This is a genomic window from Brachybacterium sp. NPDC056505 (genome assembly GCF_042794925.1).
Taxonomy (GTDB): domain Bacteria; phylum Actinomycetota; class Actinomycetes; order Actinomycetales; family Dermabacteraceae; genus Brachybacterium; species Brachybacterium kimchii.
Genome location: NZ_JBHTSV010000014.1, coordinates 1 through 19,872, shown reverse-complemented (window position 1 = coordinate 19,872; position 19,872 = coordinate 1). Strand labels below are relative to the sequence as shown.

17 protein-coding genes are annotated in these 19,872 nt (G+C 71.9%); 12 read left to right on the top strand and 5 right to left on the bottom strand.

Annotation, left to right across the window (positions count from 1 at the left end; genetic code table 11):
- Positions 1-7: 7 nt before the first annotated feature.
- Positions 8-1,150: a Gfo/Idh/MocA family protein gene (locus ACFQ53_RS09465; RefSeq protein ID WP_377858659.1), complete on the bottom strand. Its 1,143-nt coding sequence runs from the start codon at positions 1,148-1,150 to the stop codon at positions 8-10.
- On the bottom strand, positions 1,147-1,974 hold the full coding sequence (locus ACFQ53_RS09460) for a sugar phosphate isomerase/epimerase family protein (protein ID WP_377858656.1): 828 nt from the start codon (positions 1,972-1,974) through the stop codon (positions 1,147-1,149). Before ACFQ53_RS09460 ends, ACFQ53_RS09465 begins: the two co-directional genes overlap by 4 nt.
- Positions 1,975-2,074: 100 nt before the next feature.
- Here ACFQ53_RS09460 and ACFQ53_RS09455 point away from each other — a divergent pair, with 100 nt between their 5' ends.
- Together ACFQ53_RS09455 and ACFQ53_RS09450 are read left to right on the top strand one after the other, a co-directional pair.
- Positions 2,075-2,755 (top strand): TetR/AcrR family transcriptional regulator, encoded by a 681-nt coding sequence (locus ACFQ53_RS09455; protein WP_377858653.1) that lies wholly within the window; start codon positions 2,075-2,077, stop codon positions 2,753-2,755.
- A 96-nt stretch (positions 2,756-2,851) separates the two neighbouring features.
- Positions 2,852-3,790: a bile acid:sodium symporter family protein gene (locus ACFQ53_RS09450; RefSeq protein ID WP_377858651.1), complete on the top strand. Its 939-nt coding sequence runs from the start codon at positions 2,852-2,854 to the stop codon at positions 3,788-3,790.
- Between the two features lie 4 nt (positions 3,791-3,794).
- On the opposite strand, the gene ACFQ53_RS09445 is transcribed toward ACFQ53_RS09450, so the two are convergent.
- The gene (locus ACFQ53_RS09445) at positions 3,795-4,652 is read right to left on the bottom strand and encodes an arylamine N-acetyltransferase (protein ID WP_377858649.1); all 858 of its coding nucleotides are present in this window, start codon (positions 4,650-4,652) and stop codon (positions 3,795-3,797) included.
- 111 nt (positions 4,653-4,763) lie between these two features.
- Between ACFQ53_RS09445 and ACFQ53_RS09440 the strand changes: the two genes are divergently transcribed.
- The 7 genes from ACFQ53_RS09440 (at position 4,764) to ACFQ53_RS09410 (ending at position 12,817) form a co-directional block, all read left to right on the top strand.
- Positions 4,764-6,584: an ABC transporter ATP-binding protein gene (locus ACFQ53_RS09440; RefSeq protein ID WP_377858646.1), complete on the top strand. Its 1,821-nt coding sequence runs from the start codon at positions 4,764-4,766 to the stop codon at positions 6,582-6,584.
- A gap of 136 nt (positions 6,585-6,720) precedes the next feature.
- A complete protein-coding gene (locus ACFQ53_RS09435; protein ID WP_377858642.1) occupies positions 6,721-7,320 on the top strand; it encodes a short chain dehydrogenase in 600 nt (199 codons plus the stop codon).
- Between the two features lie 153 nt (positions 7,321-7,473).
- Entirely contained in the window at positions 7,474-8,760 is a 1,287-nt protein-coding gene (locus tag ACFQ53_RS09430; protein WP_377858633.1) for an SHOCT domain-containing protein, read from the top strand.
- A gap of 147 nt (positions 8,761-8,907) precedes the next feature.
- Positions 8,908-10,257, top strand: a complete 1,350-nt coding sequence (locus ACFQ53_RS09425) for a TFIIB-type zinc ribbon-containing protein (RefSeq protein WP_377858631.1) — start codon at positions 8,908-8,910, stop codon at positions 10,255-10,257.
- A gap of 12 nt (positions 10,258-10,269) precedes the next feature.
- On the top strand, positions 10,270-10,578 hold the full coding sequence (locus tag ACFQ53_RS09420) for a hypothetical protein (RefSeq protein WP_249478600.1): 309 nt from the start codon (positions 10,270-10,272) through the stop codon (positions 10,576-10,578).
- Positions 10,575-12,272: an FAD-binding dehydrogenase gene (locus ACFQ53_RS09415; RefSeq protein ID WP_377858626.1), complete on the top strand. Its 1,698-nt coding sequence runs from the start codon at positions 10,575-10,577 to the stop codon at positions 12,270-12,272. Before ACFQ53_RS09420 ends, ACFQ53_RS09415 begins: the two co-directional genes overlap by 4 nt.
- Positions 12,269-12,817 (top strand): AAA family ATPase, encoded by a 549-nt coding sequence (locus ACFQ53_RS09410; RefSeq protein WP_377858623.1) that lies wholly within the window; start codon positions 12,269-12,271, stop codon positions 12,815-12,817. The genes ACFQ53_RS09415 and ACFQ53_RS09410 overlap by 4 nt, the downstream gene beginning before the upstream one ends.
- A 72-nt stretch (positions 12,818-12,889) precedes the next feature.
- Here the strand turns inward: ACFQ53_RS09410 and ACFQ53_RS09405 are convergent, their stop codons facing one another.
- Positions 12,890-13,750 carry an NAD(P)-dependent oxidoreductase gene (locus ACFQ53_RS09405; protein WP_377858620.1) on the bottom strand — a complete coding sequence of 287 codons (861 nt, stop codon included), beginning with the start codon at positions 13,748-13,750 and terminating at the stop codon, positions 12,890-12,892.
- A 36-nt stretch (positions 13,751-13,786) separates the two neighbouring features.
- On the opposite strand from ACFQ53_RS09405, the gene ACFQ53_RS09400 reads away from it, so the two are divergent.
- Positions 13,787-14,641, top strand: coding sequence for a sulfurtransferase (locus ACFQ53_RS09400; protein WP_377858617.1), 855 nt, complete (start codon positions 13,787-13,789; stop codon positions 14,639-14,641).
- Positions 14,642-14,672: 31 nt separating this feature from the next.
- On the opposite strand, the gene ACFQ53_RS09395 is transcribed toward ACFQ53_RS09400, so the two are convergent.
- A complete protein-coding gene (locus tag ACFQ53_RS09395; RefSeq protein ID WP_377858614.1) occupies positions 14,673-16,502 on the bottom strand; it encodes an alpha/beta hydrolase in 1,830 nt (609 codons plus the stop codon).
- 160 nt (positions 16,503-16,662) lie between these two features.
- On the opposite strand from ACFQ53_RS09395, the gene ACFQ53_RS09390 reads away from it, so the two are divergent.
- Both ACFQ53_RS09390 and ACFQ53_RS09385 read left to right on the top strand, forming a co-directional pair.
- Positions 16,663-17,604: a phosphoglycerate dehydrogenase gene (locus ACFQ53_RS09390; RefSeq protein WP_377858611.1), complete on the top strand. Its 942-nt coding sequence runs from the start codon at positions 16,663-16,665 to the stop codon at positions 17,602-17,604.
- A 289-nt stretch (positions 17,605-17,893) separates the two neighbouring features.
- Positions 17,894-19,798 (top strand): BCCT family transporter, encoded by a 1,905-nt coding sequence (locus ACFQ53_RS09385; RefSeq protein WP_377858608.1) that lies wholly within the window; start codon positions 17,894-17,896, stop codon positions 19,796-19,798.
- Positions 19,799-19,872 lie beyond the last annotated feature (74 nt).

Sequence of the window (19,872 nt, the reverse complement as noted above, 5' to 3'; positions counted from 1 at the left end):
CCGTGGGTCAGATCGTGGACGCGAACGGGTCGAAGTCGACGGGGACCGTCGGCACCTCGGAGACCGAGCTCTTCACGGCCACGAACTCCTCGCTGGCCGCGGACTCCTCGGCCGAGAGCATGATGTCCAGGACGTGGTAGCCCAGCTCGCCGCTCGCGACGTGCGGGCGGTCCTCGGCGATCGCGCGGACCATGTCCAGCAGACCCAGGCCGCGGCCGGTGACCGTGCCCTCCTGCGGGATCTCGATGCGCTCCTGGACGGGCGGCGCCTCGCCGAAGGACTCGAAGGGCTTCACGTACGAGATCGAGCCCTCGAACATGTTCGGGTCCGGCAGGAAGATCGAGCCCTCGGTGCCGTGGATCTCGACGATGCCCTGGCGGGCGAGCGGCGAGTCGAAGCTGACCAGCGAGTTCGCCTGCTGGCCGGCCTCGAAGCTGGTGAGCAGCGAGAGCGTGGACGGCACCTCGACGGGGAAGGTCTCCCCGGCGCGGTCGCCCACCTGGATGGTGCGCTCGAGCTGCGCGCGCAGGCCCATGGCCGCGACCGTGTCCACGGTGCCGAACAGGCTCACGAGCGCCGTGATGTAGTACGGGCCGATGTCCAGCAGCGGACCCGCGCCCTTGGCGAAGAGGAAGCCGGGGTTCGGGTGGAAGACCTCGGGGCCCTGCCACTGCATGGAGGTCTGGGCGAACAGCGGCGTGCCGATGGTGCCCTTGTTGATCTCGCGCTTGGCGGTCTGGAAGCCCGGGCCCAGCACGGTGTCGGGCGCGCAGCCCACGCGCAGGCCCTTGGCCTTCGCGTCCTCGAGCAGCTGTGCGGTGGACGCGCGGTCCAGGCCCAGCGGCTTCTCGGTCCACACGTGCTTGCCGGCGGCGATCGCGCTCGCGGAGACCTCGGCGTGCACGGCGGGGATGGTCAGGTTGACGACGATCTGGACGTCCGGGTGGTCCAGGACGTCCTGGGCGGTGCCGGAGGCGGGGACGCCGTGCTTGGCGGCCTGGGACTTCGCGCGCTCCACGTCGAGATCGCCGAGGATTAGGACCTCGACGTCGGGGAACGAGCTCAGGTTCTCCAGGTAGGTGTCGGAGATGACGCCGACGCCGATGAAGCCGACGCCGATCGGGCCGCCGGTGCTGCGGGTGGTGCTCATGCGATGAATCCTCCGTCGCGCAGGAAGGCAAAGCTGGCGGCGACGTCCTCGAAGACGTCGCCGGGGGTGTGGTCGTACTCGATGACGGCGTACTTCAGGGAGTCGCCGGCGGCCTTCAGGGCGTCCTCGGTGGGCACCTCGCCCTCACCGGGGTGACGCTGGTCGAGGCTCGCCGAGTCGAAGTCGGGGGCGTCGGGCGCGAAGGGGTTGCCCTGCGGCGGGACGCCGTCCTTCACATGGACCGCGACGAGGCGGTCGCCGAGCGAGCGCACGAGCTCGGTCGGGTTCTGCCCGCCCACGATCGCCCAGAACAGGTCGAGCTCGATGACGACGCTCGGGTCGAGCAGGGAGACCATGTACTCGTACGCGGTCTTCCCGTCGAAGCTCGCGAGGAACTCCTGCGCGTGGTTGTGGTAGCCGACGCTCAGCCCGAAGGTCTTCGCGGTCTCGGAGGCGGCGTTCAGGCGCTCGGCGATGTCCTTGACGCCGTCCTGCGTGAGCCAGCGCTCGACGGGCACGAAGGGGTCGATGACGGTGGTCATCCCGATCGCGGCGGCGGCCTCGAAGACGACCTCGTTGGCGGGGGTGGGGATGGAGCCGTCCGGGGTCCACAGCTCGTCGGAGAGCAGCGGCGCGTGGCCGGTCGGGGAGGCGAGGCCGCTCGCGTCGAGCGCGGCGCGGATCTCGCGCGGCCGGCGCACGAAGTCGAACGCCTCGACGTTCTTCAGGCCGATCGCGGCGAGCTTGTCGAGGGAGCCGCCCATGTCGTCGGAGAACTGCTGAGCAAGGGTGTACAGCTGCACGGAGCCGAGGGGGAGAGCCACGGTGCCCTTCTTTCCTTCAGGAGTGGTGATGGGTGCGTACGGCGTCACGCTAGCACGGAAAAGTACCGTGTGGAGGTTTTCTCGGGGTATGGTGCGGGCCATGACGAGCAGCGAGCAGGGCGAGGGGAGCGACGCGGCTCCCGGACGGCCCGACCCGGCGCACGACGCGCCCGCTGAGGCGCACGTCGAGGAGCAGGCGACCATCGGCCGACCCGGCGCCTACGCCAAGGGCATGGCCCGACGGCGCCAGATCCTGGACCGCGCCATCGAGGTCTTCCGAGAGCGCGGGGCCGACGGCACCTCGCTGCGCCGCATCGCCGAGGCCATCGGCGTCTCGCACGCGGCGCTGCGCCACTACTTCGACTCCCTCGAGCAGCTGCTGGTGGCGGTCTACGCCCACGCCGAGGCCGCGCGCGACGACGACCCGGACCTGCCCGAGCCCTCGTCGGCCGTCGACGTCATGGTGCAGGCGGCCGTGCAGAACCTCGAGGTGCCCGGCCTCGTGCAGCTGTACTCGACGCTCGTCGCGGCCTCGCTCGAGGCGCGGTCGACCGAGGCGAAGGACTACTTCACCTCCCGCTTCGCGCACCTGCGCGTCGCGCTCGAGGCACGGGTGCGCGCCGAGCAGGAGGCGGGGGAGCTGCGCTCCGACGTCGATCCCGCGCAGATCGCGTCCCTGCTCGTCGCAGCGTCGGACGGCCTGCAGATCCAGTGGCTGCTGGAGCCCGACATCGATCTCGAGGGCACGCTGAGCGCCTTCCGCACTCTGCTGCGGCCCTGAGCGTCGCCCCCGGGGGCCCGTGCCGGTGGGCGGATCCCCGCGGATGCTCGGGGTACCCGGATGTCCGCCAGGGCCCGCGAGGCCTAGGCTGAACAGGTGCTGAGCGCGATCGAGGATCTGCTGGAGCTCGTCATCTCCATCTCCGTGCCCGCCTTCGCGATCGCGAGCATGCTCTCCATGGGACTGCGCACCCCGCTGGACACCTTCGGGCGCCAGCTGCGCGATCGCAGGAGCGTGATCGCCGTGCTGATGGCCAATTTCGTGGTGGTCCCCGCTGTCGGCACCCTCATCGTCTGGATGCTGAGCCCCTGGGTGCCCGGCGGCGTCTCCGAGGGATTCGTGATCGTGCTGTGCGCTGCGGGCGCACCGTTCGTGCTGCAGCTCGGCGCGATGGCCCGCATCCCCTTCGACGAGTCCGCGGGGCCGATGGCCGTGCTGCTCCTGGGCACGGTCGTGTACATGCCGATCGTCGTGCCGCTGCTCATGCGCGACGTCGAGGTCGATGCCCTCGCCGTCGCGGCCCTGCTCCTGGGGACGATGCTCGCTCCGATGATCCTCGGGGTCGCCGTCGCCCGTGCGCTGCCGCGTCGGGCCGACTCGCTGGGACGCCTCGCCGGCGGAGTCGCGGCGGTCGCGGCAGTCCTCATGTTCCTCTCGGGCTTCGGTGCGAACTCCGGGCTCGTCCTCGATCTGCTCGTCTCGCCCTCGCTGCTGGTCGCGATCGGGATCGTGGCCCTCGCCTTCATCGCCGGCCGGATCGCGGGGGAGCAGGCGGGACCCACGCTGCGGGTTCCCGACGGGCCCGGGATCCTCACCAGTCAGCGCAACATCGCCGCCGCCCTGCTGGTCGCCCGCGGCGCTGAGCACCATGGGGAGATCGTCATCGCGATCCTGCTGACCAGCGCCGTCGGGTTCGCGATGCTCGTCCCCTACGCCTTCGCCACGGGGCTCGTGCGGCGTCGGCGAGCGGGGGAGCGGACGACGCTCGGCCGACTGATCGGCACCAGTCGCTCCCCGGACGAACCCGGCGACTGACGGGTCACCGCGACGCCGCAGTCCCGTCTCCAGCGCGCGCCTCCAGCGTGCGCCGCAGCCCCGCGGCCCGGTCCGGGCTCAGGGAGACGTCGAGCTCCCGCACCGTCTCGATGGACTGCGCGGGCGTCAGCTCCCGGCGCTCCGTGGGGCGCTCCGCTCTGCGGATGGTCAGGGAGGTGTCCGCCAGACTGTGGTGCCCCTCCGAGGTGAAGCGGGAGACGATGAGGCGGTGGGTGAACGGGCCCGCGTCCGGGTCCGTCGACGTGATCACGTGCCCGCCCCGCACATCAGCCGGCACCACGGGCAGGGTGTCGATCACGTGGGCGGTCTCGCCGTTCCGGCGCAGCTCCCAGGTCTCGGCCCCGCCGGCCTCGTCCCGGTGCAGCGAGTACTCGCCGTGCGCCTCGTGCCGCACGGCGCCGTCGGACATCCGCATCGGCTCGGTGATCGAGAGCCCGAAACCGGGGTCGCAGAGCAGCCTCTCGTCGTCGAGCCGCACCTCGAGGGCCATGTGGGTGCGGGTGTTGACCGGGCTGTGCACGCGTCCCAGACGCCGGGTCACCGTGAACCCGAGCGACTCGCACGTCGCGGCGAACAGCTGGGCGTGCTCGAAGCAGTACCCGCCGGTGCGCTCGACCAGCAGCCGGCGGGACACGGTCGCGGGCGCCACCCCCGGATGATCGCCCAGGAGCACGTCCACGTTCGCGAAGGGGAACGTGTGCACGTGCCGGCGATGGAGCTCGGCGAGCAGAGCGAGGTCCGGCTCCGAGCGCTCGAGCCCGAGGAGCTCGAGGTGGAGATCGACGTCGACGTCGGAGACATGCCAGGGGTCGGGGGCGGGAGTCATCGAGTCGCGGCTCATGCGTCCAGCCTAGAAGCCCGGCTCGTGGACGAGGCCCGCGGGATCTGTCCGGGGCTTCGCTGGTAGCGGAGCGGCGGGTCCTCCGAGGAGCCCGACACCTAGGCTGACACGGTGTCGTCCCTCGTGCGCATCGTGCGCTTCACCCGTGAGCTGTCCCCGCTCTACCTCCTCATCGTCCTCTGCTCGGTCGTCACCGCGCTGACCGGCCTCGCCGTCCCCTTCATCATCGGTCACGCGACCGACGTGGTCACCGGCGCCGTGGGCGGCAGCATCGACGCCGCCTCCGCCACCCGCACCGTGCTCTGGCTCGCCTTCGCGCTGCTGCTCGCGGAGCTCGCGAACACGCTGCTGTCGAACCTCGGCGGCTACTACGGCGACCGCATGAGCAACCGCCTGCGCACGATCCTCTCGGTGCGCTACTTCGACAAGCTGCTCGCCCTGCCGCAGCGCTGGTTCGACACCGAGCTGACCGGCACGATCGTCTCGCGCCTGAACCGTTCGATCGCCGAGGTCTCGAACTTCGCGAAGACCTTCTCGAACTCCTTCGCGACGATGCTCATCACGACCTTCGCGGTCCTGGGCATCTCCGCCTTCTACTTCTGGCCGCTCGCGGTGCTGCTGCTCATCATCTTCCCGGTCTACGTGTGGCTGACCGCGCTGACCTCGAAGAAGTGGCAGAAGCTCGAGGGCGCGAAGAACGAGCAGGTCGACCACGCGGGCGGGCGCTTCGCCGAGGTCATCGGCCAGATCCGCGTCGTGAAGTCCTTCGTGCGCGAGCGCTCGGAGCTCGACGGCTTCCGGGGGCGCTTCGAGGCGACCGACGATCTCACCTCCGAGCAGTCCGCCCACTGGCACCGCATGGACGTGCTGCGCCGCGGCGTCCTGAACCTCATCTTCTTCGCGATCTACGCGATCATCTTCGTGCTCACCGCGCGCGGCCAGTTCTCGCTGGGCCAGATGGTGCTGCTGATCCAGCTCATGAACATGGCCCGCGACCCCGTGCAGTCGATGAGCTGGGTGATCGACTCGTCCCAGCGCGCGATCGCGGGCTCCCGCGACTACTTCCGCGTCATGGAGACGCCCGTGGATCCGCGCACCCCGCACGTGGCGGCCGCACCCGGCGCCGACGGCCTCGAGGCGGAGGATCTTCCCGTGCCCGTCCTCGGCGCACCGATGGTCGCCTTCGACGACGTCCGCTTCGCCTACGAGAACGGCGAGGACGTCCTGCACGGGGTCTCCTTCGACGTCGCCCGCGGGGAGAAGGTCGCCCTGGTCGGCGAGTCCGGCGGCGGCAAGTCCACGATCGTGAACCTGCTGCTCGGCCTCTACGAGACCCGCACCGGAAGCGTCGACATCGCCGGGCACCCCCTCACGGACCTGCCGCTGGGCCAGCTGCGCCGCGAGATCGGCGTGGTCTTCCAGGACGCCGCCCTGTTCTCCGGCACGATCCGCGAGAACATCGCCTACGGCAGACCCGATGCGTCCGACGAGGAGATCCGCGAGGCCGCCCGCCGTGCGAACGCCGACCGCTTCATCGAGCGCTTCACCGGCGGATACGACACCGTGATCGGCGAGCGCGGACTGCGGCTCTCCGGCGGTCAGCGCCAGCGGATCGCGGTGGCCCGCGCGATGCTCAAGGACGCCCCGATCCTCGTGCTCGACGAGGCGACGTCGGCCCTGGACACCAAGGCCGAGCGGCAGGTGCAGGCCGGGCTCGAGGAGCTCATGGCCGGACGCACCTCGCTGATCATCGCCCACCGCCTCTCGACGATCGCGAGCGTGGACCGCATCGTCACCCTGCGCGACGGCCACGTCGACGAGATCGGCGCCCCGGAGGACCTCGCGGCATCCGGCGGCATCTACGCCGAGCTGCTCTCGCTGCAGGACTCGGGACGGAAGAAGGACCTGGCGAGGTTCGGTTTCCGCGCCTGAGGCGAGGCGGACGGGGCCGCGCGCCGGTTCTGGCTCCGCCCGGACGCCCCGACCCAGGCCGACGCGCCGGCCCACACCGGCCGCCCGCGCGCAAGAATGGACGCGACAGCAGACCGGAAGAAAAGGACCCCAGCACATGACCAAGCGCATCCTCGTCGTCGGAGCCCGTGGACTCATCGGATCGGAGGCGGCCTCCGCCCTCGAAGCTGCAGGCCACGAGGTCATCCGGGCCTCGCGCAGCAGCGGCGAGCACGTCGACCTCACCGCCCCCGCCTCGATCGAGGCCCTCTTCGAGCGCATCGGCGATGTCGATGCGGTCGTCTCGACCACCGGCGTCGTCGCCTTCAAGCCCTTCACCGAGCTCACCCTCGACGACTTCCGCGACGGCGTGGGGGACAAGGCCCTCGGCCAGATAGCCCTCGTCACGCTCGGCGCGGCGCATGTGCGCGATGGCGGTTCGTTCACCCTCACCAGCGGAGTCCTCTCCGCGGAGCCCATCGAGACCGGCACCGCCGCGTCGGTCGCCAACGGCGCGCTGGACTCGTTCGCGATCGCCGCCGCCGTCGGCCTGCCCCGCGGCATCCGCATCAACACCGTGAGCCCGAGCGTCATCGCCGAGGCCACCGGCTACCACTCGAGCTTCCCCGGCTTCCCGCAGACCCCCGTCGCCGAGGCGGCCCGCGCGGTCGTCCGCTCGGTCGACGGCGTGGAGACGGGGCAGATCTTCTCGGTCTGATCCCGTCGGCCCGGCGTCTCACGCCCACCGTCCGCCGCCCGCCGCCCGCGCACAGCCCCTTCTTCGGGAACTCCACAGCTCCTGCTCAGGGCGGTCGATAGCATGGTCCGCATCACATGACGACCGGCCTCCCGGGGGACGAAGGAGATCAGCATGGGCTTCATCCAGGCATTCAAGGGCGCCATCGGCGGCATGTTCGCCGATCAGTGGAAGGACTTCCTCACGGTGCCCGACGGGCTCCCGGCGACGGCGGCCCTGTTCCCCGCGGTCCCGCGCGGCACCAACGCCGGCCGCGGCTCGAACGTGCGCGGCTCGCAGTCGATCATCACCAACGGCTCCCGGATCCTCGTGCCCGAGGGCTACGGCCTGGTGACGGTGCTCGACGGCAAGGCGACCGGCTTCATCACCGAGGCGGGCGGCTACGAGTTCCAGGGCGATGCGCCCGACTCGAAGTCCGTCTTCGCCGGGGACGACGTGATGTCCTCGACCGTGGGCATGAGCTGGGAGCGCTTCAAGTTCGGTGGCCGCCCCACCTCCCAGCAGCTCGCGTTCTTCGTGAACCTCAAGGAGATCCCCGACAACCGCTTCGGCACGCAGTCGGAGATCTACTGGGACGACGCCTATCTCAACGCGCAGGTCGGGGCGCTGGCCCGCGGGTCGTACACGATGCGGATCCTGGACCCGCTGCTGTTCGTGCACAACTACGTGCCCGCCTCGTTCATCACCGAGAACGCAGGGGTCTTCGACTTCTCCGACCCGGACAACCCGGCCGGCAATCAGCTGTTCCGCGAGGTCGTCTCCTCGCTCGCCGCCGCGTTCTCCCGCTACACGAACGACCCCGACAAGGGGAACCGGATCACTCGCATCCAGTCCGACGCCGTCGGGTTCGCGCAGTCCCTCGCGGCCGTCGTCGAGGAGGACTACCGCTGGTCGAGCGACCGCGGCCTCGCGATCGTGAAGGTCGCGATCGCCTCGATCGAGTACGACCAGAACACCCGTGCGCTGCTCAACGACGTCCAGAAGGCCGACGCCCTCTCCGGCAACCGCTCGCAGTCCTTCATGAACCAGGCCGTCGCCCGCGGCGTCCAGGGCGCCGGCGAGAACGGCGGCGGGCAGGGTCTCGCGATGATGGGCATGGGCATGAACGCGACCGGCGGAATCGTGCAGCCCTCGCAGGCCCAGACCCCTCCCGGACTGAACTTCGGGAACCAGCAGGGTCAGCAGCAGGGCCAGCAGACCGCCGGCGAGCCCGCCCAGGCCCAGGCCGCGGGAGCCTCGGCAGGCGCTTCAGACGGGGCTCCGGCCGACGGGTCCGCCGGCTCCGCTCCGGCCGCGGAGGACCCGGTCGCCAAGCTCGGCCAGTACAAGCAGATGCTGGACCAGGGGCTGATCTCGCAGGAGGACTACGACGCGGCCAAGAAGAAGGCGCTGGGTCTCTGACCCGGCCGTCGGCCCCCTGGCACCTCGAAACCAGACCACGGAAGACCCGCGATGAGCCAGCAGCCCGGTGACCCCGCGCGTCCGACCGGACCCGCGGGGCCTCCGCCCGTTGCGCCGGGAGCGCAGCCTCCGATCCAGGAGCCCCCGATGCAGCAGCCCCCGACGGAGCAGCAGCCGCCTGCACAGCCGCCTGTGCAGCAGCCTCCCGCTCCGACGCAGCAGGCTCCGTCGGCCCCCGGCGCGCAGCCTCCTCCGCCCGCCCCCGCCGAGCAGATCCAGGACGCGATCGACGAGGCGACGTCGGGCGACCGTGTCATCGACACCGATCGGGGCAAGAGCCACGGGCTGGACAAGTGCCCGCGATGCGGGTCCTCCGACGTGCACTACCGGATCGAGTCCCGGGCGCTCGTCTGCGACTACTGCCGCAACGAGTGGAACGAGGACAACGCCGAGAAGGCATTCCACCTCGACACCCCGATCCAGGAGCTGCGCGGCGACCACGTCGCCTCCGGCGCCCAGGACGTCCAGGCCGGCGACTCGATGGTCACCATCAAGTGCCAGGGCTGCGGCGCCGAGATCGTCGTGAAGTCCGACGAGACCCTGCAGGCCCGCTGCCACTGGTGTCGCCAGGTGCTCTCGATCAACCATCAGATCCCCAACGGCGCCGTCCCCGACGCGGTGCTGCCCTTCACGCTCACCCGCGAGCAGGCGGTCGAACAGATCAAGAAGTTCGTCGACTCCCGCCGCACCTTCGCCAACCGCACCTTCGTCAAGGAGTTCGTGCCGGACAACGTCAAGGGCGTCTACATGCCCTACATGGTGGTGGACGGCAACCTGCACACCGACCTGCGCGGCACCGGCGAGATCACCACCCGCACCTACACGGTCCAGCGCCGCGTCGGGAAGGACCAGACGGTCTCCGAGCGCTACTGGGACGCCAGCGTCCACGAGCTGGGTCGCAGCTTCGACGTGCTGGTCAACGACCTCACCGCCGGCTCCTCGCGGCAGTACGACCGCACCGACTCCTCGGCCGCGACCAACTACATCCTCGACGCGGTCCAGCCGTATGACACCCGCGAGGCGCTCGTGTTCAACCCGAACTACCTCTCGCGCTTCACCTCCGAGCGCCGGGACCTGGACATCGACGACCTCGACGAGCGGGTCGAGGACAAGTTCCTCACGATCGCCCGCGAGAAGGCGCGTCCCACGATCGCCCAGTACGACCGCGGTGTGCGCTGGGAGCGCGAGGGCGTCGCGATCCGCGGCACCCGCTGGATCACGATGTACGTCCCGGTGTGGCTCTACAGCTACTACCAGCAGACGTCGAAGGGCAGCTACGTCCACTACATCGCGGTGAACGGCCGCACCGGCAAGACCATGGGGTCCGTCCCCGTGTCCCATCCGCGGATCTTCAGCCTGGCCTGCGCGGGCGGCGCGGTCGCGACCGCCGCCGCGGCGGTCGTGGGCTGGGGAGTCTTCCTCACCCAGGGATTCTGAGAGGAGCAGGCCATGGACACCATCCTCGCGGCGCAGGTGCTGCTGGCCGACGGCGGCAGCTCCGAGGGCGGGCTGTTCGCCCTCGCGCTCCCGTTCGTCGTGGGACCGGCCGTGTTCGGCGCGATCTACGGCGGCATCTACCGCTACTACCGCAACAAGGACAAGCGGTTCGGCTTCGAGCGCGAGACCGACATCCAGGTCGGCAACCTCCAGGCCTTCGACCACCACGTCGGCGACAAGAACCGCCAGCGCAGCGCCACGATGTCGGGCGCGAACCAGGACGATCCGCTGCAGCGCGTGGGACGGCTGGAGGTGCGGTGAGCACCCCACACGCCGCTGGCCCCGCGGCGCATCACGTCGCGGCCGACGCGATCGTCGTGGGTGCGGGCCTGGCAGGCCTCGTCGCCGCCTGCGAGATCGCCGACGCCGGGCGCGACGTGCTCCTCCTCGAGCGCGAGGGCATGGCGGACCTCGGCGGGCAGGCGCACTGGAGCTTCGGCGGATTGTTCCTCGTCGACAGCCCCGAACAGCGCCGACTGGGGATCCGCGACTCCCTCGCGCTGGCGCATCAGGACTGGATGGGCTCCGCGCGCTTCGAGCGGCCCGAGGACCACTGGCCCCGCGCCTGGGCCGAGGCCTACCTGCGCTTCGCCGCCGGGGAGAAGCGCGCCTGGCTGCACGGCATGGGCGTGCGGTTCTTCCCCGTCGTCGGCTGGGCCGAGCGCGGCGACGGCACCGCCGAGGGCCACGGGAACTCCGTGCCCCGCTTCCACGTCACCTGGGGCACCGGCCCCGGCGTGCTCGAGCCGTTCCTGCGCCGCCTCGCCGCGCACCGCGAGAGCGGGAGGATCCGCCTGCGCACCCGCCACGCCGTCGAGGCGCTGATCCTCGAGGACGGGCGCGCGGCCGGGGTGCGCGGGCACGTCCTGGAGGCCGACGCGACACCGCGCGGGGTCGCCTCGACCCGTCGGCCGACGGGCGAGTTCGAGGCCCGGGCCGGCGCCGTGCTGCTCGCCACCGGAGGCATCGGCGGCAACCCCGACCTGGTGGGCGAGCTGTGGCCGCAGCGCCTGGGCACCATGCCGAGGGACGTGGTGCGCGGCGTGCCCGCGAGCGTCGACGGCGCCGGCATGGTGATGGCGCGCGACGCGGGCGCACACTGGATCAACGCCGACCGCATGTGGCACTACACCGAGGGGCTGCGCAACTGGGATCCCGTGTGGGAGGGGCACGGGATCCGCATCCTCCCCGGCCCCTCGTCGCTCTGGGTCGACGCCCGCGGGGAGCGGCTGCCCGCTCCCGCCTATCCCGGCTTCGACACCACGGGCACGCTGCGGATCCTGCGCGAGCGCGGGGGTGAGCACTCGTGGTTCGTGCTCACCCGCCGGATCATCGAGAAGGAGTTCGTGCTCTCCGGGAGCGAGCAGAATCCCGATCTCACCGGCAAGGGCCTGCGCGCGGTGCTGGGGAGGGTGCGGCCCGGGGCGCCGCCGCCCGTGCAGGCCTTCCTGGACCGCGGCGAGGACTTCGTGACCGCGAGCGACGTCCCCGGCCTCGTGCAGAAGATGAACGCCCTGGTGGGGGAGGACCTCGTGGACGCTGAGCGGCTCGAGACGCAGATCCGGGCCCGTGACGCGGAGGTCGTGAACCCCTTCGCGAAGGACACCCAGATCACCGCGATCCGGGGCGCCCGCCGCTACGTCGGCGACCGGCTCATCCGCACCGCGGCCCCGCACCGCCTGCTGGATCCTGCGGCGGGTCCCCTGATCGCGGTGCGCCTGCACGTGCTGCTGCGCAAGACCCTCGGGGGCCTCGAGACCGACCTCGACGGCCGCGTGCAGCGCGCACCCGCGGCGGGCGGCGGCGCGTTCGACGGCCTGTTCGCCGCGGGCGAGGCCTCCGGCTTCGGGGGCGGCGGCTACCACGGCAACTCGGCGCTCGAGGGCACCTTCCTGGGCGGATGCCTCTTCTCGGGTCGACAGGCCGGACGGGGGATCGTGGAGGAGCTGCGGTGAGCGCCGAGGGAGCCGGCCCCGCCGAGGCGGATGGCATGCGGGCGCTGCTGGTGACGGGCGCCGTCGGCGTCGGCAAGACGACCGTCGCCGACGCGATCGGGGACGAGCTGGAGGAGCGCGGGATCCCGGGGGCCGTCCTCGACCTGGACTGGCTGCGCAGGTCGTGGCCGAGCCCCGCGGGCGACCGCTTCAACAGCCGTGTGGAGCTCGCGAACCTGCGTGCCGTGTGCGCGGTCTATCGCGGCACCGGGGCGCGCGTCCTGGTCGCTGCCGGGGTCTTCGAGGAGGTCGGCGCCCGCGCCGACTACGAGGAGGCGTTCGGCTGCCCGCTGACCGTGGTGCGACTGCGCGCCCCGCGGGACCTGGTCCGTTCGCGCCTGCGTCGGCGCCACGAGCGGGACCCGGAGGCTCTGGCCTGGCACCTCGCGAGGTTCGACGAGCTCAGCGCGATCCTCGAGGTCGCGCGGGTCGAGGACGCGGCCGTCGACGCGGCGGAGGACCCGCGGGTCTCCGCGCGGCGTGTACTCGCGGCTGCACGGATCTGAGGGCGTCCCGGTCCGTCGGCCGGTTTCGTCCCTCGACAGCACCATCCCTCGACAGCACCGTGCGTCGACCGGTCAGACTGTCGACCGCTCCGGAACCATGATCGCCGAGAAGTCCTCGTTCCCACGGCCGGCCTCCTGCTGGCTCTCGAGGGAGTCGAGGGCGGCGTGGAGTGCCGGCAGGTCCTCGTCCTCTCCCGTGTCCGCCACCGTGTCGAGCATGAGGCGGGCGTCCTTCGCGATCGCGTCGACCGTGAAGTCACCGCCCTCGGTCGAGCGCTCGCCGCGCACGAACGGGCCCTTCATGGCCGCGATGAACGCGAGGCCCGTCGAGCCCAGCATGTCGAGGGTCGCCTCGTCGGACACGCCGCACGCCGTGCCCAGGGCGAGCGCCTCCTTCAGCCCCTGCGCGCTCACCGCGAGCGCGAGGTTCGCGAGCAGCTTCCCCGTCGCGGCCTCGCGGCCCGAGCCGACCTGGACGAGGCGATCGGGGTCCGCCCACGGGGCGACGAGATCGGCGATCCGCGCCCGGCGGTCCGCGTCGGCCGAGCCCACGTAGACCCCGAGCATGCCCTTGCGCGCCGGGCCCAGCGTGCCCACGACGGGCGCGGCGACGTAGCCGGCGACGGCGTCGGCGAACTCATCGGCGTCGGCGGGGGAGACGGTCGTGGTGTCGACCCAGGTCACGCCCTCCGGGATCAGACCCGGGCCGGTGACCACCTCGCGGACGGCGGCGGGGCCGAACAGGCTCGTGACCACGACGTCCGCGCCCTGAACGGCCTCCTCGGGGGCGTCGACCACGCGGGCTCCGCCCTTCTCGACGATCCGCGTGCGCTCGCGGGTGCGGTTCCAGGCCACGAGCTCGTGGCCCGCGCCCAGCAGCTGCAGGGCAAGCTCCGTGCCCATCCGTCCGGTGCCCAGGAATGCGATCCTCATACCCGACAGTCTGGCACTGCTCCTAGAGTGGCATCCATGACTTCCGCGCCCGCCCTGCCCCCGGTCATCGACATCGATCGCTTCCGCGCTCTGCGCGAGGAGCCCGGGGTGCGCGTCGCCGAGGTGCGCTGGGCGCTCGACGGGTCCAAGGACCGCTCGACCTTCCTCGCCGGCCACGTGCCCGGCTCCGTGTACATCGACCTGGGTGCCGATCTCGCCGCTCCCGCACGACCCGACGCCGGTCGCCACCCGCTGCCGGACCCCGCCGACTTCGCCGCCGCCCTCGGCGCGGCGGGCATCGCAGACGGCGTCACCGTGCTCGCCCTCGACGACACCGACGGCTCGCAGGCCTCGCGCCTGGTGTGGATGCTGCGCGCCCTCGGCGTGGACGCCGCGCTGCTGGACGGAGGGCTCGACGCCTGGACGGCCGCCGGCGGCGAGCTCTCGACGGAGGACCCCGCACCGGACGCCGCCACGTTCACCCCGCGCTCGTGGGGGACGGGCGTCACCGCGACGGCCGACGAGGTCGAGGCCGTCGCCGGAAGCGAGGGCTCGGTCGTCATCGACGCCCGCGCATCCGAGCGGTTCCGCGGCGAGAGCGAGCCCGTCGACCCGCGCGCGGGTCACGTGCCCGGTGCGATCAACGTCCCGTTCGCGGGGAACATCGGGGCCGACGGGCGGTTCCGCGACCCGCAGGCGCTGCGCGAGCGCTTCGAGTCCGCGGGCGTGGACGGCGAGGACGAGATCATCGTCTACTGCGGCTCCGGCGTCACCGCGACCCACGACCTGCTGGCACTCGAGCGCGCCGGCTTCACCGGCGCGCGGCTGTTCCCCGGCTCGTGGTCGCAGTGGAGCGCGGACGAGGGCCGCGAGGTCGCGACCGGCGAATGAGGGACTGGGGCGGTGTCGCGGACGCCTGACCTCACCCCGCGCCCAGCCGTTGCTGGATCGCGCGCACCACACGCCCTCTGTCCACAGACGGGTCGAGTCCGAGGACCGCGGCCCAGACCAGCACGACCTCCTCGTGGTAGCTGTGGCCGTGGCCGCCGTCGACCTCGGCCGAGAGCGGCATGTCCGCCGCGATCTGCCAGAAGGTGATCCACGGCGCCCAGCCCACGGCGCCGGTGACGTCCCTGCCCACGCGCTCGCGCAGCCAGTCGGGCTTCCTCACCAGCAGGGACGGCTGCCACCAGACGACGGGGTCCGAGGCGTGCTGAACGTAGGCCACGCGCGGCGGCAGCCAGGGCCCGAAGGCCGGGCCGCGGCCGTGGAAGGGGCGATGCAGATCGGCCGGCTCGGTGATGAAGCGGACGTGCTCGCCGTCGCCCACCACGGGTGCGATCTCCGGCGTGCCCGGCCGTCGTGCCTCGGTGAGCTCGCGCCAGATCGGCGTGAACCCCGGGGTGCCCGTCCACACCGCGCCGTCGATGCGCGCGAGCATCTCCGAGACGTCGCCGAACGCCGCCTGGCCGGCGAAGGAGCCGAGCGACTCCCCGGCCGCGAACAGACGCGGGCGCTCGTGCGGGGGCATCGCATCGAGCCTCCCGCGCACCGCCTCGAACAGCAGACGCCCCGCACGCTGCGGGGTGCGCCGGTCCAGCACGTAGTTCAGGGCGCTCGAGTAGACCGAGTACTGCAGGGAGGCGGTCGCGCAGTCGCCGCCGGTGAGGAACTCGACCGCGGACAGCGACCATTCCTGCAGCCACCCCGTGCCGGTCCCGGTGAACAGCACGAGCACCTCGCGCTCCCACGCGCGGGTGCGGTCGAGCTCGGCGATCACGGCCGCGACGGTCTGCTCGAGCGTGCGGTCGGAGCGCTTGCCCGCGTACACGCGGATGGGCGTGCGCGCGCTCCTCCCTGTGGCCCGCGCGATCTCCTCGGCGCTCGCCGCGGAGGAGACGATGCGCCGTCCCGCGGCGCCGAGGGACTCCCAGCTCTCCTTCGAGGCGATCGATCCGGACACCAGCTCGGAGGCGGGGCGGCGCAGGTCGGGGGAGAGCAGCCGGTTGGCCTGCTCGGCGCGCTCGATCATCCGCTCGAGCACCTGGCCGCGCAGCAGGCGGTCGATCGCGACGGCGAGCGTCGCCGCGGTGAGCAGGGCGGAGCCGATGCCGACGGCGAGCGGAGGCAGATAGGAGCGCAGCAGCAGCCGGTACAGGCGCGCCGTCGCGCCCACGACGCGGGACGCCATGAGCACTCCGGCGAAGATCCCGAGCCCCGCGGCGGTGCCCACCGCATGCGTGGCGAGGTTCTTCGGCTCGCGGTCCACGAGCACGCTGATCTCCCGCTGCCGCAGCGCCCCTCGGGTCCACGAGTAGGCGGTGATCCCGACCAGGGCGGCCGCGCCGCCCCAGCGCAGCGTCTCCCGGTTCCGGGGGCTGAGGGGCTCGCGCGCCACGGGATGGGGGAGGCGTCGCACGAGCATCCGGCCGGTACGGCCCAGCACCACGCCCGAGGCGTAGCCGTACGTCGTGGACAGCGCGTAGTTCGCCGCCCACATCCACCAGGTGCGCGGCAGCAGGCTCGGCGAGGTCGCGATCCAGCCGGCCATGCTCGCGCCCAGGAAGCCCGAGGCGCTCAGCGGGGTCGTGGTCGCCACGCGCCCCGCCGCGCGGCGGATCATGCGGCGGGTGGCCCGCGGTGCCACGTCGGCATGGACGGTCCGGGCGAGGCGGCCGACGGCGCGCAGCAGACGCCGGGAGGACGAGGTGGAGGGGGCGCGCGTGGGACGGAGTGCCGGGCCGATGCGCATGCACCCAGGCTAGTGCTCCCGGGCGCTCCCGGGATCCTCTCCTGTGCGCCCGGACGGACGCCCCCAGCAGGGTGCTCCCGTGCGATGCGGTGTTGCGATGTGGTGTCCGGATCCGCCGTGGCGGCCCGCGCCTCCGGGCCCGACGTCCTAGCCTTGTGCCATGAAGATCCTGCTGCCGGACACGATGGAGCTCGACCCCGCCCTGCCCGAGGGGTGGGAGGCCGTCGTCGTCGACGCCCGCGAGCCGATCCCCGCCGAGCACCATGACGCCGAGGTCCTCGTCGTCTGGGGCTCCTCGCGCCGCCATCTCGAGTCCGCCGCGCGGGACCTGGGGTCCCTGCGCCTCGTGCAGTCCCTCGCCGCCGGGGTCGACGGGATCCTCGCCGCCGGATTCGCCGACGACGTGGTGATCGCGACCGGCGCGGGCCTGCACTCGCGCACCGTGAGCGAGCACGCCCTGGCCCTGCTGCTCACGCTCGTGCGCCGCCTGCCCGAGGCGCGGATCGCCCAGGAGCATCACGAGTGGTCGCGCGAGCTCGGCGGCCTGCAGCCCCTCCACCCCGAGGGCCGCCTCACCACCCTGCTCGATGCCCGCGTGCTGATCTGGGGCTTCGGGGAGATCGGGCAGACCCTCGCCCCGATCCTCGCCGCCCTCGGCGCGCACGTGCGCGGGGTCGCCCGCAGCGCGGGGGAGCGCTCCGGCTTCGAGGTCATCGCCGCGGACGACGTCATGTCCGCCCTGCCGGGGACCGACGTCCTCGTCGACATCCTCCCGGCCTCACCGGAGACCGCGGGAGCCGTCGGCCGCGAGGTGCTGGATGCGCTGCCGGACCACGCGATCCTCGTGAACGTGGGGCGCGGGGCGACCGTCGACCAGGACGCCCTGCTCGACGCCCTCGAGGACGGGCGACTGGGCGCCGCAGGCATCGACGTCACCGATCCCGAGCCGCTCCCGGCCGACGACCCGCTGTGGGGAGCGCCGCGGCTGCTCATCACGCCGCACGGCGCGGGCGGGCGTCCCGTCGGCGCCGACGAGAGGATCGCGCGGAATGTCCGCTCGCTCACGCTCGGCGAGGAGATCCTTCACACCACCGCGCGCTGAGCCCGACCGTCGGCCCGCGCGCCCGGTGCCGATCGTCCTCGCCCCCATATCGCCGCCCGGGAGCAGTGCGCGAGCCGTCGCCCGCCCGTCCCACCTGCACGGATGGGCGGACGCGTCGGAGGGGTCGATGTGCTGGCGCTCGTCGGCCCCCAGGGGCTCAGGCCATCGCCTCCCGGCGTCCACGCCCCGGGCCCCGCACCGGTGCGCGGGTTAAAGTGAAGGGATTTTGTCCCTCGCCCCCACCGTACGAAAGGACATGCGGCCGAGCCTCCTGGCCGCAGACCCCTGTATGAGCAGCGACACCGATACCCATCAGCTCCTCGAGCAGCTCGATGCCGCGAAGGCCTCTGCCGAGAACCCGCCGCCCCGCCGCAAGGGGCTCGACAAGTTCGTCTTCTTCCCCGCCGCCGTCCTGGCGATCGCGTTCGTCCTCTGGGGCGTCATCAGCCCCACCGGTCTCGGCGGCGTCGCGACCAATCTTCTCAACGGCACCATGTCGAACTTCGGCTGGCTGTTCGTCATCGCCGGCTCCGTGTTCACCGTCTTCGTCATCGTCGTCGCCTTCAGCCGCTTCGGCTCGATCCCGCTGGGCAAGGACGATGAGGAGCCCGAGTTCAAGACCAGCTCCTGGATCGCGATGATGTTCGCGACCGGCATGGGCATCGGCCTCATCTTCTACGGTGTGGGCGAGCCGCTGTTCTTCTACCTCTCCCCGCCGCCCAACACGGTCGAGCCGGAGGCCGCGCAGGCCGCCGCCACCGCCATGGGCCAGACCGCGTTCCACTGGACCCTGTACCCGTGGGCGATGTACGCGATCGTGGGACTGGGCGTCGCCTACGGCTCGTTCCGCCTGGGCCGCTCCCAGCTGTTCTCCTCGATGTTCACCGGCCTGTTCGGCGAGCGCGCCGTGAACGGCGTCGGCGGCAAGATCATCAACATCCTCGCGATCCTCGCGACCCTGTTCGGCTCCGCCTGCTCCCTGGGCCTGGGCGCCCTGCAGATCGGCGGCGGCATCACCGCCTCCGGCCTCATGGACAAGGTGACCAGCCCGATCCTCGTGATCATCATCGCGGTGCTCACCGCGTGCTTCGTGGCCTCGGCGGTCTCGGGCATCGAGAAGGGCATCCAGATGCTCTCGAACATCAACATGGTGCTCGCGGTGCTGCTGGCGGTCATCGTGTTCATCGGCGGGCCCACCCTGTTCATCCTGAACATCATCCCGTCCACCATCGGCGAGTTCATCAAGGACCTGCCGCAGATGGCCTCGCGCACCTCCGCGAACGGCGGCGGCGACGTGCAGAGCTGGCTGTCCACCTGGACCGTCTTCTACTGGGCGTGGTGGATCTCCTGGTCGCCCTTCGTGGGCCTGTTCATCGCCCGCATCTCCCGCGGCCGCACCGTGCGCCAGTTCGTCACCGGCGTGCTGCTGGTGCCCTCGGGCATCTCGATCCTGTGGTTCGCGATCTTCGGCGGCGGGGCCATCGGCCTGCAGGAGCGCGCCGAGCAGGCGGGCGACACCGCGAAGAAGCTCGCCCAGACCGGCGACGACATCAACTTCGACACCGTCCTGTTCGATCTGCTGAACCACATGCCCGTCCCGCACTGGATCTACATCGTTCTGGTCGTCCTCTCGGTGGTCCTGGTGGCGATCTTCTTCGTCACCGGCGCGGACTCCGCCTCGATCGTCATGGGCGGTCTCGCCGAGAACGGCGCCGAGGAGCCGCGCAAGTTCCAGGTCATCTTCTGGGGCGTCGCCACCGGCGCCGTCGCGGCGGTCATGCTGCTCGCGGGCGGCGACGATCCTGCCGAGGCCCTGAACGGGCTGAAGAACATCACGATCGTCTCAGCCCTGCCCTTCGTGATCGTGATGCTGCTGCTGTGCATCTCGATCTGGAAGGACATGTCGAAGGACCCGCTGGTGCTGCAGAACCGCCTCGCGCGCGCCGTGCTCGTCGACTCGGTCTCGGCCGGCATCGACATCCACGACGGTGAGGTGTTCCAGCTGCGCACCCACTCCGCGCCCTCGGACTCCGACAGCGAGCCGAAGCTCGTGCCCACCGGACGCAAGCCCGACGGGACCCCGACGAGGGACACCGGCGCCGACGGGGAGAACACCCATCGTGCCGACGCCCCGAGCGATGCCCCGAGCGACGCCCCGGCGGACGCCGACGAGAAGGGCACGGACGAGCGCTGAGCGCCTGATCCCGAGCCCGGTCCGAGGGGATCCCCCGGACGCACAGGAGCCCCCGATCCGCCACGGCGGATCGG

Bases quoted from the DNA above. Each gene is read 5' to 3' on its own strand.
- ACFQ53_RS09395 (WP_377858614.1), bottom strand. From the start codon at position 16,502: ATGCGCATCGGCCCGGCACTCCGTCCCACGCGCGCCCCCTCCACCTCG.
- ACFQ53_RS09455 (WP_377858653.1), top strand. From the start codon at position 2,075: ATGACGAGCAGCGAGCAGGGCGAGGGGAGCGACGCGGCTCCCGGACGG.
- ACFQ53_RS09385 (WP_377858608.1), top strand. From the start codon at position 17,894: ATGAGCAGCGACACCGATACCCATCAGCTCCTCGAGCAGCTCGATGCC.
- ACFQ53_RS09445 (WP_377858649.1), bottom strand. From the start codon at position 4,652: ATGAGCCGCGACTCGATGACTCCCGCCCCCGACCCCTGGCATGTCTCC.
- ACFQ53_RS09390 (WP_377858611.1), top strand. From the start codon at position 16,663: ATGAAGATCCTGCTGCCGGACACGATGGAGCTCGACCCCGCCCTGCCC.
- ACFQ53_RS09400 (WP_377858617.1), top strand. From the start codon at position 13,787: ATGACTTCCGCGCCCGCCCTGCCCCCGGTCATCGACATCGATCGCTTC.
- ACFQ53_RS09420 (WP_249478600.1), top strand. From the start codon at position 10,270: ATGGACACCATCCTCGCGGCGCAGGTGCTGCTGGCCGACGGCGGCAGC.
- ACFQ53_RS09465 (WP_377858659.1), bottom strand. From the start codon at position 1,150: ATGAGCACCACCCGCAGCACCGGCGGCCCGATCGGCGTCGGCTTCATC.
- ACFQ53_RS09425 (WP_377858631.1), top strand. From the start codon at position 8,908: ATGCAGCAGCCCCCGACGGAGCAGCAGCCGCCTGCACAGCCGCCTGTG.
- ACFQ53_RS09405 (WP_377858620.1), bottom strand. From the start codon at position 13,750: ATGAGGATCGCATTCCTGGGCACCGGACGGATGGGCACGGAGCTTGCC.
- ACFQ53_RS09430 (WP_377858633.1), top strand. From the start codon at position 7,474: ATGGGCTTCATCCAGGCATTCAAGGGCGCCATCGGCGGCATGTTCGCC.
- ACFQ53_RS09435 (WP_377858642.1), top strand. From the start codon at position 6,721: ATGACCAAGCGCATCCTCGTCGTCGGAGCCCGTGGACTCATCGGATCG.